We start from the raw sequence: 12,791 nt of genomic DNA on the forward strand, positions 1-12,791 counted from the left end.
TCGGGGGACGTCCGGGGCTGCCATGTGCAGTAGGGAGGGCCGGCCGGCCGTCACTGCTCCGCGGCCGGGTTCCGCTTGTTCCTGCCCTGTCCCTTGCCCTGGGCGGCGTTCCCGGCGGCGTTCTCGGCGTTGTCCTTGGCGGTGTCCTTGGCGGTGTCCTTGGCCGCGTGCTCGGCGGCGTTCTCCGCGGCGTGCTCGGCGGCGTTCTCGGCCGGTCCCCGGGTCGTGCCGGGTCCGCCGCGCGTCCGGGAAACGCCGGTCGCCGAGGGGTCCTGCGTCCGGTCACCGGCCCGGCCGTCCCGCCCGGACGAGGGGGCGCGGGTCGCGGGGGTCGCGGGCACGGTCCCGTCCGGGACCGCGGAGGGGGTGCCGGAGACCGGGCCGGCCGGTGTGTCCGGGGTGGTCGCGGGCGGGTCCGCCGGCTCGGTGGCGGGCGGTGCGCCGGTACCGGCGTCCTTCGCCCGGGCGGTGCCGGCGTCGGGCGACGCCCCGATCGACCCGGTCAGGGTGACGCCGAGCACGGCGGCCAGCGCGGCGCCCGCCACCGCCAGGGTGCGCCCGCCCGCCCGGCGGGGAACACCGGGTGCCGCCGTCCGGTCCGCGGCGCGGGACCGCCCGGCGCGGCCGAGGAGCGCTCCCCTGATGCCGGGGGTCCCGGCCGCGTCGCCGGCGTCCCGCGTGCTCATGGCGGCCAGCGCGCGGGCGCACGAGGCGGCTTCGGGGCGGGCCCGCGGGTCCTCGGCCGTCATGGCCGCCAGCAGGCCGGCCAGTTCGTCGTCGAGGAAGCGGGGCAGGACCGGCGGTCGGTGCAGCCGGGCGATCGCCGCCTGCAGCGGCGCGCCGGGGTACTCCAGTTCGCCCTTGACGCACTCCAGCAGGGTCAGGCCGAGGGCGTAGACGTCGGCGGCGGGGCCGGCCTGACGGGACATGACCTGTTCGGGCGCCAGGTAGGCCGCGGTGCCCTCCAGCACGTCGGGGGCCGTCTGCCCGGCGCCGTCGGCCTGGCGCGAGATGCCGAAGTCGGACAGGTGGGGCGCGCCGGCGGTGTCCAGGAGGATGTTGGACGGCTTGACGTCGCGGTGCACCACGCCCGCGGCGTGCACGTACGCGAGTGCCTCGGCGAGGGCGGAGCCGAGGTCGCGGACGGCGGCGGGGGGCAGGGGGCCCGTCCCTATGCGGGCGCGCAGGGTCGGGCCCTCGAGGAACTGCATGACCAGGAAGGGCAGGTTCTCGTCGCGGCCGGAGTCGTAGACGGTGACGAGGCCGGGGTGCTGGAGTCCGGCGAGCAGGACCGCCTCGTCGGTGAAACCCTTCTCCGACTGCGCCGCGCCGCCCCGGAACACCTTGACCGCGACCCGGCGCCTGAGCCGGAGGTCGAAGGCCGCGTGGACGTCGGCGGCACCGCCCCGCCCGACCAGGGGGCCCAGCCGGTAACGGCCCGCCAGCACCAGCCCCTCGCGGGGGTGTTCCGCCGTCGGCGGCCGGGGCTGTACGGACACGCGCTCCCCTGTCGCGGGGATGCGGGAGGTCGGAGATGTCACGCGGCCCCGGGTACCCGGCCTTCGGCCACGCACTCCGCCCCGTGTGCGGCTCCGGTCCGCTTTCACCGGCTACGACCGTCCACATGGCTTTTCCGGCGGTTTGCCTGACATGGAGTCAATCGGACCGTTCCCCGTCAGTCGGGCGCGGTGATGAAGGACTGGATGGCCGTGGCCGCGGCCCCGCGCGCCCACTCCTCGAAGGGCAGCGGCCTGGTCTGCACGTCGCACCGTGCGGCCGAGCCGAACGCGGCGGCCGTGAACGCCTCGCGGATGTGCTCGGCGAACAGGTCGTGGGCGGCCAGCCCCTCGCCGGAGATGATCACGCGGGAGGGTCCGAGCAGGTTGGCGACGGTGGCGATGCCGCGGCCTATGGCGTTCCCGGCCCGGGCGTACGCCTCGCGCGCCCGGGCGTCCCCGCGCCGCGCCCGGTCCACGGCCTCGGCGGTGCCCGCGACCTCGGCCCCGCCCGTCTCGCGGATGCGGGCGAGGATCGCCCCGTCCGCGGCGACGGCCTCCACGCAGCCGCGGTTGCCGCAGTGGCAGGGCGGCCCGGCCGGGTCGACGGTCACGTGGCCGATCTCGCCGGCCACGCCGTGCGCTCCGGCGACCACCCGGCCGTGCACGACGAGGCCGCACCCGATGCCCGCGCCGACGGTGACCACCGCGAAGTCCGACAGGCCCACGCCGGCGCCGAACCACTGCTCGGCGACGGTGAGGGCCCGCACGTCGTTGTCGAGGGTCACCGGCAACCCGGTGACGGCGGCGGCGAGTGCGGCCAGCGGGAGCTCACGCCACTCCAGGAACGGCGAGTAGCGCACGACGCCCTCGGCGCGGTCGACGTCACCGGAGACGGCGATGCCGAGGCCGGCCACGCGGACGCCGTAGCCGTCCGCCTCGGTGAGCAGTTCGCGCACGAGGTCCGCGGTCGCGGCGAGGACCGCCCGGGGGGAGCGGTCGGCCAGCGGCACGCGGCGGTCGACGAGGGTGCGGCAGCACAGGTCGGTGAGCACGCCGATGATCTCGTCACCGGTGAGCTTCACGCCGATGAAGAGCGCGCGGCCGCCGTCGACGCGCACCAGGCCGGCGGGCCGTCCGAGCGCCGGCCGGGCCTCCGCGTCCGCGTCCTCCACCAGATAGCCCGACTCGATCAGGGGACGGACGGCCTTGGTGACCGCGGCCGGGGACAGACCGGCCCGCCGGGCCACCTCCCGCCGGGTGAGGGGGCCGTGGGAGAGGACGGTGGTGAAGACGTGCGAGGCGGCCGGGGTGGTGGCGGGAAACGTCTCGGCGTCGAGGGGCGAGGGCATGGCCGGGAACCTAGGTCCCTTATTTTCCGCTGTCAATGAAAGAACCCGCCAGCCCTTGAACGGCCGCCAGGGCATGTGATCTCCTTTGGAAGCCGCGACGAGAGTCGGAGTCCCCTCATGTGATCGAAGGTCACACCGGGCTTCGCGCCGCTTCGCCGCCCCTCCGCCCGTTCATCCACGTGAGGCCCGACACCGATGATCTCCTTCTCCCCGGACACCGGGATCTGGCTGCTGACCACCCCGCGGACGTCGTACGCCCTGCGGATCGACGAGACGGGCGCGCCCTGCCACCTGGCGTGGGGGCCGCGGCTGACCCTCGCCGAGGCGGAGGGGCTCCCCCTGCCCGCCGGACCGGCGGGCGACAGTTTCGGAGGGCGGTCGCCGGTGGGCGAGGAACTCCCCGTCGACGGGGGCACCCGCTTCGGCCCGCCCTCCCTCCAGGTCCGTCACGCCGACGGCTCCCGCGCCTTCGAGTGGGAGCCCGTCGGACACCGGGTGGACGAGCCGGCGCCCGGCAGCGCCGAACTCGTCCTGGAGTTCCGCGACCGCCTCTACCCCCTGCACGTGGCGCTCCACTACCGGGTGCACGAGGACACCGACGTCATCGAGCGCCGGACCGTGCTGCGCAACGCCGGGGACCAGCGCGTCGAGCTCCTGCGGGCCGACTCCGCCGCCTGGACGCTGCCCGCGCTGCCCGACTACCGGCTCAGCCACGTCACCGGGCAGTGGTCCGCCGAGAGCCAACTGCGCCGGGACACCCTCCCCTACGGCGAGACCGTGCTGACCAGCAGGCGCGGCATCACCAGCCACCACGCCAACCCGTGGGTGATGCTCGACGCCGGCGACGCGACCGAGGACCACGGGCGGGTGTGGAGCGCCGCCCTCGCCTGGTCCGGGACCTGGCGCGTCACCGTGCAGCGCACCCCCGACGGGCGGGCCGGCTGGACCGGCGGCGCCGGTCACGAGGGCGTGAGCCTGCCGCTCGCGCCGGGCGAGGAGCACGCCACCCCCGTGTTCGCCGGCCTGTGCACCGACGGCGGGTTCGGCGCCGCGAGCCGCGCCTGGCACGCGTACACGCTCGCGCACGTCCTGCCGCGCGGTGGCGAGACGGCGCCGGTGCTCTACAACTCGTGGGAGGCCACCGGCTTCGACGTCGACGAGGCGAGCCAGAAGGCCCTCGCCGAGCGGGCCGCCGCGCTGGGCGTCGAGCTGTACGTCGTCGACGACGGCTGGTTCGGCTCGCGCCGCAGCGACCGCGCCGGTCTCGGCGACTGGACGCCGGCGCCCGACCGCTTCCCCGACGGCCTGGGCCCGCTGTCCGACACCGTGCACGGGCTGGGCATGCGGTTCGGCATCTGGGTCGAGCCGGAGATGGTCAACCCCGACAGCGACCTGTACCGCGCGCACCCCGACTGGGTCCTGCACGTCCCCGGCCGGGTCCGCAGCGAGCTGCGCAACCAGCTCGTCCTCAACTTCGCCCGCGACGACGTGGCCGACTGGGCGTACCGGTGGCTCACCGCCCTGGTCGCCGACCACGCCGTCGACTTCCTGAAGTGGGACATGAACCGCGCCTTCAGCGAGGCGGGCTGGCCCGGCGCCGCCCCGGACGGCGACCGGCTGTGGAGCGCGTACGTCACCAACCTCTACGGCGTCCTGGACCGGCTGCGCGCCGACCACCCGGGGCTGCGGATCGAGACGTGCAGCGGGGGCGGCGGGCGCGTCGACCTCGGCATCCTCGCGCGCACCGACCAGGCCTGGGCGTCGGACAACACCGACGCCGTCGACCGCCTGGTCATCCAGCACGGCTTCGGCCAGGTCTACCCCGCCCGCGCGATGTCCGCCTGGGTCACCGACGTGCCGAACCAGCTCACCGGCCGCACGGTGCCGCTGCGGTTCCGCTTCCACTCCGCCATGGCCGGGCTGCTGGGCATCGGCGGTGACCTCACCCGCTGGTCGGAGGAGGAACTGGCCGAGGGCGCGGAGCTGGTGGCCGAGTACAAGAAGGTGCGCCACCTCGTGCAGCAGGGTGCGCTGTACCGGCTGTCCGAGCCGCTCGGCGAGGACCGTCCGACGGTGGTGCAGTACGTCGGCGAGGACGCCGCCGAGCTGCTCGTGCTGGCCTGGCAGCGCGGGCCCCGGCACGGCGTGCCGCGCCTGCCGGTGCGCCTGCCGGCGCTCACGCCCGGCGCCCGTTACCGGGACACCCGCACCGGCGCCGTGCACCACGCCACCGTCCTCGCCGAGTACGGCCTGTGCCTGGACCTGCCGGGGGGCGACTGGTCGAGCGCGGCCGTCCACCTGGTCCGCACGGACTGACGACGGCCCGAGGTGCCGCGAGCGGGGGCACCGGGCGGGCCCCCGCTCGCGGCACCGGGGATCAGGACACGCGTTCTTGCGCGTACGGCACCAGGCGCACCGGTCCGACCAGGCCGTGGTCCTGGCGGGCGACGCCGCCGAACACGGCGGGCTGCGCCACCCGGAGGCGGTTGATCAGGGGCGTCGCCACCTCGACCTCGACGACGTTGGGGCCGGGCCGCAGCAGGGCGGTGCCGAGGTCGACGACGGGGTGCAGCCGGTCGACCGGGCCGAGGCGTACGCCGTTGACGCTCACCCGGCACGTGTCGCTGACCTGGCCGAGCTCCAGACGGGCGCCGTGGGAGGCGGTCCAGTCGGCGGGGAGGTCCAGGGTGGTGCGGTAGCGGCCGATCCCCGCGCTGTCGGCCAGTTCGGGGATGCGCGACCAGGGCAGCAGCGCGTCCAGGGTGACGGTGACCTCGACGTGTTCGGTGCGGGTCGCACCGGTGCCGGGCCGCCAGTCCTCGACGTCGAGCCGCCACCGGCCCGGGGTGATCACCGCGGGGACGGCACGGACCGTCGTGGTGACCGGCCGCCCCCGGTCCGGCCGGGTGGTGTACGTGCCGGGCGCGCCCGCCCGCACGACGAGCCCCTCGTCGGTGAACAGGGCCTCGTCGGCGTCGGTGGCGACGACGTGCGGGCGGGCGCCGTGGCGGTCCCCGAAGAGTCCGGGCCGGCCCAGCGCGACGACGGCCGTCTCCCCCGGCCGGAGGGTGATCCGCAGGGTGAAGTCGTCGCCGTCGCGGGTGTAGCGGGCGAGCCGGACGACCTCGCCCGACCAGGGGTCCAGGAGGTAGGGCACCGCCTCCCCGGAACCGGTGCGGCGCAGCGTCACGTCGTGGTCGACGACCGCGACGGCGGGCTTCACGGTCTCCGCGTGCTTGCCGTTGCAGAGGTGGTAGAAGTCCGCCGCGGGGGTCGCCCGGTGGGCGTTGAGGAGGGTGGAGGGGGTGCCGTGGCGGACGTCCGGGGTGACGCCGAGCCGGGCCAGGGCGTCGCCGACGAGCGCCTTGTCGGCGACGCGGGCGACGTTCGGCAGGGCGAGCAGCCGGGCGAGGACGTCCCGCAGCCGGTCGGTCTCGCCGTCCGCGGGCACACCCGGCGTCAGGGCCTGGTCGAAGGCGCCGAGCAGCACCACGGGCAGTCCGGCGCGGGCGAGGGCGAGCACCTTGCGGGCGTCGTCGAGGGCGAGGGTGGGCGTGGAGCCGTAGAAGAAGTCGCCCTCGACGAAGAGGGCCTTGTACGCCGGGCCGTCGGGCGCCAGGCGGCCGTCGCGCACGGTGGCGGAGGGCAGGTCGAGCAGGGGGCCGCTGAGGAACTGGTGGGTCCAGCCGAGCGGGACGCCCGTCGCGGTGAACCAGGAGGCGCCGATGCCGGTGGCGGTGTAGCCGGTCTGGCGCAGGATCGCCACGTCGGCGCGGGCGGTGCCCGTCTGGAGCACCCGGTGCACCCGGCCGAGGTAGTCGGCGATGTCGGCGACGTGCCGCCAGGTCGGCTGCCGCGGCCCCCAGGACTCGCCGTACCCGGAGGTGCCGTTGTACGGGCTGAACGCGGCGAAACCGGGCCAGCTCACCTGGGGTGCGGTGGCGTACGAGAAGCCGTGCAGGACCGTCTGGTTGACGCCCGCCGTGTAGGCGCCGCCCATGGTGCGCAGGAAGCGGTCCCAGGTCGTGCTGTACGCGGACCCGTTGTAGGCGCCCGCCTCGCAGGACAGGACGGTGTGCCCGGCCATGTCCCGGCCGCCGGCCAGGCAGCGGTAGTCGTCGAGGTTCTTGAAGCCGAGGGACTCGCCCTCGGCGATGTCGAGCAGGGCGGCCGAGGCGATGGCGTCGGTCTGCAGGCCGTAGGGCTGCGCGCGCAGTTCCATGCCGAGGGAGTGCGCCCAGTCCCGCAGGGCGCGGACGTGGTGCCGGTTGAACAGGTCGGACACGGTCGCCCAGAAGTCGTGCCGGATCTGCCGGGTGAGCTGGGCCTCGAACGCGAAGACCTGGTTGCTGTTGTCGAGCACGAGCGCCGGCAGGTACGGCAGGAGCGGCCGTCCCGTGCGCCTCTCGAAGGCCTCCGGCAGCGCGGAGGTCCAGCACAGGCCGTCGGTCTCCAGTTCCACGGAGTCCTCGAAGAAGGCGCCGCCCGCCGCCTTCAGCAGCCCGCGCAGCCGGGACGTCAGGATCTCCCGCTCCCAGAAGCCGGTGACGGCCCCGGTGCCCGCGGCGCTGAAGTGGTCGACGACGTAGGCCGCGGGCGCGGTGTGCGGTCCGGACTCGGGCTGCTGTCCCGAGCCGCGTCGCCAGTAGGAGATCAGCACCCAGTCGCCGTCCTGCGGGGCCGTCCAGGACAGGGTTCCGTCGGTGACCCGTGAGGTCAGGTCGAGAACACTGGCGGGGTCGAGGCCGGTCTCCTTGCGGGTGGAGTGGGCGGTGTCGACGCGGGCCGCCTGCACGGCGAGGAGCCGCTGCCGGGTGACGCCGGGGGCGGGCGCGTGGACGGGCGGGGGCACCGGGCCCTCGTACACCGCTCCGCCGGCCACGGCGGCCCGGCCGTGGGCGAGTTCCTGCGCGGCCCTCTCGTCGTCGGGGGTGACGCCGGGGACCGCGACGGGCCAGGCGGGGCCCAGGGTGAGGTCGACGGTGACACCGCGTCTGGCGGCTCTGCCCAGGGCCGCCTCGACGCCGTCCCGCCAGGCCGCGCCGCCCCAGCCGTGCCGGGCGGTGTCCAGGACCGACTTGTCCTTGACGCTGTGGTGGACGGCGGCGATCTCCATGCCGCCGAAGCCGGCGTCCGCGATCTGGTCGATCTCGCGGGCGATCTCGTCCGGGTCGACCAGTCCGTCCGGCCACCACCAGCGGAACTTGGGGCGCACGGACCGCGGGGGCTTCGCGAACCAGTCGGCGCCGGGAGCGGCCTCCGCGGCCGCGGAGGCCGTGGCTCCGGTCGCGGGGGCCGCGGCGGGGGCGGCGGCCGCCACGCCGGGCAGGGCGCCGAGGACCGTCGCCCCCGCCCCCGCCGCCAGTCCCGCGGCCAGGGCCGTCCGCCGGGGTATGCCGCCGCTCTGCGTCATGCCTTCATCCATGGTGCGCCTCGAGTCCGGGAGAACAACTCATGATTGAATCGTTTCAATCATGATCGACGCGGGAACGCTAAACCGGCCGTTCGGACCAGGTCAAGAGGTCGGACACGGTCGGCCGCACCGGGGCCCGTGGGCGCGGTCCTCCGCCGGGGCCCTACCGGGTCACCGTCCGGACCCAGTCCAGCGTGCGGACGAAGAGGTCCTCGACCCGCTCGTCGGGCAGGCCGTGCCAGACGTGGTCGGCATCGGGCACCGTCCACAGGTCGACCGGGACGCCCGCCTCCGTCAGCCGGGCGGCCAGCGCGCGGCTGTGGCCGCAGTCGACCATGGAGTCGTCCTCGCCGTGGGCCAGCAGGAACGGCGGCGCGCCGGGCCGGACCCGGGCCACGGGGCTCGCCTCGCGGGCCAGTTCCGGCACGTCGGCGGGGGCGGCCCCGAGGAGCAGCGCCTCCGGCGTGCCGGGGCCCTGCCGGGTCAGGTCACTGGGCGCGTACCAGGCGACGGCGCCCTTCAGCCGGGACGCCCCTTCGGACAGGGCCAGCAGGGCGGCGAGATGCCCGCCGGCCGATTCGCCCCACACGGCCGTCCGGTCGGCGTCCACGCCGAGTTCGGGGGCGCGCAGGACGAGCCAGCGCAGGGCGGCGCGCAGGTCGTCCAGCGGGGCGGGGAAGACGGCCTCGCCGCTGAGCCGGTAGTCGGCGGAGGCGACGGCCAGTCCGGCGGCGGCGATCCGGGCGAAGGGGCCGGGCCTCCAGTCCCGCGTCCGGTGGCCCATGTCCTCGCGCCTCCCCCGGCGCCAGGCCCCGCCGTGCACGAACAGCACGAGCGGGACGGCCGGGGCGCCGGGGCGGCGCTCCGGGAGCCACAGGTCCAGTTCGGGGGGCCGCGTCCCCGGCACGTCCGCGTAGGGGACGCCGCGCAGGAGACGGACCCCGTCCTCCAGGTGCGCGGCCGGCGGCAGCGGGGCCTCGTCCGGGTGGGGGGCCGCGATGACGGCGCGCAGGTCGGCGCGCGCGGTCACGGGGTGCGCCACTGGTGGCCGGGCAGGAACCGCACGTCGTACTGCTGGGGCACGGTGGCGAACTTGCTCCGTTCCGGGACGTACGGCGCCGGGGGCAGGCCGGGGCCCTCGACGGGCGTGCCGAGGTTCTCGAAGAAGCGCTCGAACGTGCCGCCGGGGCCGGCGGCGACGCCGACGATCCGGCTGCCGTGGCGCTCGATGCGGTAGGCGTGCGGGCAGTTCTTCGGGACGAAGCCGAAGTCGCCGCTGGTCAGGAGCTTTTCGTACTGCTCGCCCGCGGTGTCCTCGACGAACAGCCGCACCGCGCCGTCCGTCACGAAGAAGACCTCGTAGGTGTCCGGGTGGAGGTGGGCGGGGATGGTGTCGCCCTTGGGGCCCTCGCAGGTGAAGAAGTTGAACGTGTTCTCCGTCTGCTCGCCGCCCGCGTAGACGGTGAACAGGTCGGTGAAGAGCAGGGCGCGGTCCCCCATGCCCCGCTCGATGAAGTACGGCTTGCCCGGGTCGGGCGGGATCTGCGAGGCACGGCGGTACTGGGTGGCGTACTCGATGGTCACGGCTCTCCTCGGTGGTGCGGTGGCGCGTGGCGCGGTGGCCGACGGCGGTCGGTCGCGCGGTGGTCGCGCGACAGCCGGCGACGGTCGCGACGCCGCGGCCGGCCGCCGGCGTGCGCGGACGTGCGGCGGTCGCGCCGACGCCAGATGTCAGCCAGGCTGACATAATGGTTCGGGAGCGTGCAAGACTTCGCTGACCTTTTCTTCGTCCGACCTGGAGAGCGCATGGACGCCGGACGCCGCAGCCTGCCGCAGCTGCTGGGCGAGGCCCGTCGGTGGTTCGACGACGCCCTGCTGGCGGCCCTGGAGGCGGACGGCGCCGAGCAGGTGTCGTCCACTCAGCTCCAGCTGTTCGCGGTCCTCGACGAGCGGGGCACGACGGTGTCCGAGCTCGCCCGCCGGATGGGCGTCACCCGGCAGACCGCGCACAAGGCCGTGCACACCCTGGTCGCCCTGGGCCTGCTGGAGCAGGCCCCCCACCCCGCCTCGGCCCGGCAGCTGCTCATCCGCCGGACCCCGGCGGGCCGGCGCGCGCACGACCGCGCGACGGGTGTGCTCGACGCGCTCGAGAGCACGCTGGCCGAGCGCATCGGCGGCCGGTCGGTGCGGGAGCTGCGGGCCGTGCTGGAGCTGCCCTGGGGGGAGTCTCCGGAGCCGCCCGGTCCGAAGGGCTGAGCCGGGCGGCGCCACGGGCCGGCCGGAGAGCGCGGCGCCGGTCCCGGCGAGCGGGAGACGGACGCGGCCGTGCGGCACGGCGGGGCACCCGGGGTCCCGGACGCCCCGCCGCGAGCCGGGCTCGGACGTACGGTCAGCCGGATGTGCAGGAGACCGTGGGCCAGGTCCAGTTGCCGTTGGGCTGCACGGTGACGCCCCAGTTGTCGCCACTGCCGTTGGGTTTCGCGGTCAGCACCTGGCTGCTGGGGTAGGAGGCGCTGACGTTCCAGGTGGAGAGGATCTTCGCCGGGGACGGGACGTTCATCGTCACCGTCCAGGCGCTCGACCCGCTCACCGACACGTTCAGGTTGTACCGGTCACCCCACCGCTGCCCCGCCGAAAGGGTCGCGGAACAACCGGTGCCACCACCTCCTCCACCGTCGCTGTCGGGTGCCACCGCCCGGCCGGTCCGGGGGGAGATCATGCCGGCGCACAGGCCGCGGCCCGCCAGGCCCTGCGCGATGCGGGGGACGGCGGCGAGGGTGTTGGCGGACCAGTCGTGCAGGAGGATGGTCTGGCCGTCGGTGAGCCGCGCGGCGGCCTGGACGATCGCGTCGGTGCTCGCGCCGTTCCAGTCCTGGGAGTCGACGTCCCAGATGACCTCGGTGAGGCCGTACTTGGCCTCGACCGACTTCACCGTCGCGTTGGTCTCGCCGTACGGCGGCCGGAACAGCTTCGGGGTGCCGCCGCCCGCGGCGGCGATCGCCTGCTGGGTGCGGGAGATCTCCGAGTCGATCTGCGACGAGGAGAGCTGCGGCAGGTGCGGGTGGGTGTAGCTGTGGTTGCCCACCCACATGCCGGCGTCGACCTGGGCGCGCACCTGGGCGGGGTTGGCGGCGGCGTACTGCCCCTGGTTGAACATGGTGGCCCGGAGCCCGTTCTGCTTGAGGGCGTTGAGCAGGCCCGGGGTGTTCCCGGACGGGCCGTCGTCGAAGGTGAGTCCGACGTAGCCGTTGCAGGCGGCGGCCCCGGCCGGGGCCGCCTGGACGGTGAGGGTGCCGGCGGCGGCCAGCGCGAGGACGGCCAGGGCCGCGCCCGGCCTGCGCGTCGCGAGACGTGCTCTGGTGCTCATGGGGATCGGTCCTCCACTCGGGGACGGCGGGGTCAGCCGGATGTGCAGGAGACCGTGGGCCAGGTCCAGTTGCCGTTGGGCTGCACGGTGACGCCCCAGTTGTCGCCACTGCCGTCGGGCCTCGCGGTCAGCACCTGACTGCTGGGGTAGGAGGCGCTGACGTTCCAGGTGGAGAGGATCTTCGCCGGGGACGGGACGTTCATCGTCACCGTCCAGGCGCTCGACCCGCTCACCGACACGTTCAGGTTGTACCGGTCACCCCACCGCTGACCCGCCGAAAGGGTCGCGGAACAACCGGTGCCACCGCCACCGCCTCCCCCGCCACCGCCCGAACCGCCGTCGCCCAGCGTGATGGAGGAGTTCCCGCTGCTCTGGTATCCCTCGGTGGCGAGGATCATGTAGTTGAAGGTGCCCAGGCTCATCCCGGCGCGGGCCCAGGCGTCGAAGTGGTTGCCCGTGGTGATGGTCCCGCCGGTCCGCTTCGACTGCCGGACGCTCCAGTACTGGTTGAAGGTGCGGGTGCCCTCGATCGAGGGGGCGTTGTACCGGGTGGTCTGGTAGATGTCGTAGGTGCCGCCGTCGCTGGTGACCGTGCCCTTGAACGTGCCGGTGGGCCGGTAGGTGCCCCAGTTGTCGACGATGTAGTACTCCACGAGCGGGTTGGTCGACCACCCGTAGAGCGCCAGGTAGGCGTTGCCGGACGGGTTGAAGGTGCCGGAGTAGGTCACGGCCCTGCGGCCGCCGGTGCTCCAGCCCTTGCCGGCGACGAAGTTGCCGGTGTTGCGCCACGAGGTGCTGTAGCCGCCGGCACCCAGGTTCATGGACACGGTCCCGGCGCTGTCGGTCCAGAACGAGTAGTAGTGGCCGTTGTCGGTGCCGGTCCGGTTGGACGTGACGACGGTGTCCGCGTGGGCGGCTCCCGGCAGCAGCATCGCCGCCACGGCGGCCAGGGCGACGGCCCAGGCACTTCGGACGAGCAGGCGGAACCGCCCGCGTCCGCGGCTCTTCGGATGGATGAACGCGGTCATGTGCGCGCCTCTTCCTTCGGGGACGGGAATGGCGAAAGTGTTGAGCTGTCCGCGTCAACAGTCAACACTTTCGATGTTCCTTTCGAAACGTTCGGACGGGAAAGGGAGAGGGAAAGGGGTGGCATTTCAGCAGAC

General features: G+C 74.7%; 9 protein-coding genes. 2 read left to right on the forward strand and 7 right to left on the reverse strand.

Annotated elements, in window-relative coordinates:
• Nucleotides 1-50: 50 nt before the first annotated feature.
• Nucleotides 51-1,499 (reverse strand): serine/threonine-protein kinase, encoded by a 1,449-nt coding sequence (locus tag ACZ5FU_RS19980; RefSeq protein WP_468646397.1) that lies wholly within the window; start codon nt 1,497-1,499, stop codon nt 51-53.
• A gap of 176 nt (nt 1,500-1,675) precedes the next feature.
• Nucleotides 1,676-2,848, reverse strand: coding sequence for an ROK family protein (locus ACZ5FU_RS19985; RefSeq protein WP_468646398.1), 1,173 nt, complete (start codon nt 2,846-2,848; stop codon nt 1,676-1,678).
• 195 nt (nt 2,849-3,043) lie between these two features.
• On the opposite strand from ACZ5FU_RS19985, the gene ACZ5FU_RS19990 reads away from it, so the two are divergent.
• Nucleotides 3,044-5,164, forward strand: coding sequence for an alpha-galactosidase (locus ACZ5FU_RS19990; protein WP_451528567.1), 2,121 nt, complete (start codon nt 3,044-3,046; stop codon nt 5,162-5,164).
• Between the two features lie 61 nt (nt 5,165-5,225).
• On the opposite strand, the gene ACZ5FU_RS19995 is transcribed toward ACZ5FU_RS19990, so the two are convergent.
• From ACZ5FU_RS19995 to ACZ5FU_RS20005, 3 genes are all read right to left on the reverse strand, one after another.
• Nucleotides 5,226-8,273: a glycosyl hydrolase gene (locus ACZ5FU_RS19995; protein ID WP_469045974.1), complete on the reverse strand. Its 3,048-nt coding sequence runs from the start codon at nt 8,271-8,273 to the stop codon at nt 5,226-5,228.
• Nucleotides 8,274-8,424: 151 nt separating this feature from the next.
• Nucleotides 8,425-9,291, reverse strand: a complete 867-nt coding sequence (locus ACZ5FU_RS20000) for an alpha/beta hydrolase fold domain-containing protein (protein WP_469045976.1) — start codon at nt 9,289-9,291, stop codon at nt 8,425-8,427.
• Nucleotides 9,288-9,845 carry a quercetin 2,3-dioxygenase gene (locus ACZ5FU_RS20005; protein ID WP_451528570.1) on the reverse strand — a complete coding sequence of 186 codons (558 nt, stop codon included), beginning with the start codon at nt 9,843-9,845 and terminating at the stop codon, nt 9,288-9,290. Before ACZ5FU_RS20005 ends, ACZ5FU_RS20000 begins: the two co-directional genes overlap by 4 nt.
• Before the next feature lie 222 nt (nt 9,846-10,067).
• Between ACZ5FU_RS20005 and ACZ5FU_RS20010 the strand changes: the two genes are divergently transcribed.
• On the forward strand, nt 10,068-10,517 hold the full coding sequence (locus ACZ5FU_RS20010) for a MarR family winged helix-turn-helix transcriptional regulator (protein WP_469045978.1): 450 nt from the start codon (nt 10,068-10,070) through the stop codon (nt 10,515-10,517).
• Between the two features lie 133 nt (nt 10,518-10,650).
• Here the strand turns inward: ACZ5FU_RS20010 and ACZ5FU_RS20015 are convergent, their stop codons facing one another.
• Together ACZ5FU_RS20015 and ACZ5FU_RS20020 are read right to left on the reverse strand one after the other, a co-directional pair.
• Nucleotides 10,651-11,628, reverse strand: a complete 978-nt coding sequence (locus tag ACZ5FU_RS20015) for a polysaccharide deacetylase family protein (protein ID WP_469045980.1) — start codon at nt 11,626-11,628, stop codon at nt 10,651-10,653.
• 32 nt (nt 11,629-11,660) lie between these two features.
• Nucleotides 11,661-12,656 carry a glycoside hydrolase family 11 protein gene (locus ACZ5FU_RS20020; RefSeq protein ID WP_469045982.1) on the reverse strand — a complete coding sequence of 332 codons (996 nt, stop codon included), beginning with the start codon at nt 12,654-12,656 and terminating at the stop codon, nt 11,661-11,663.
• Nucleotides 12,657-12,791 lie beyond the last annotated feature (135 nt).

The sequence above is a fragment of the Streptomyces sp. NPDC031554 genome (genome assembly GCF_055580685.1).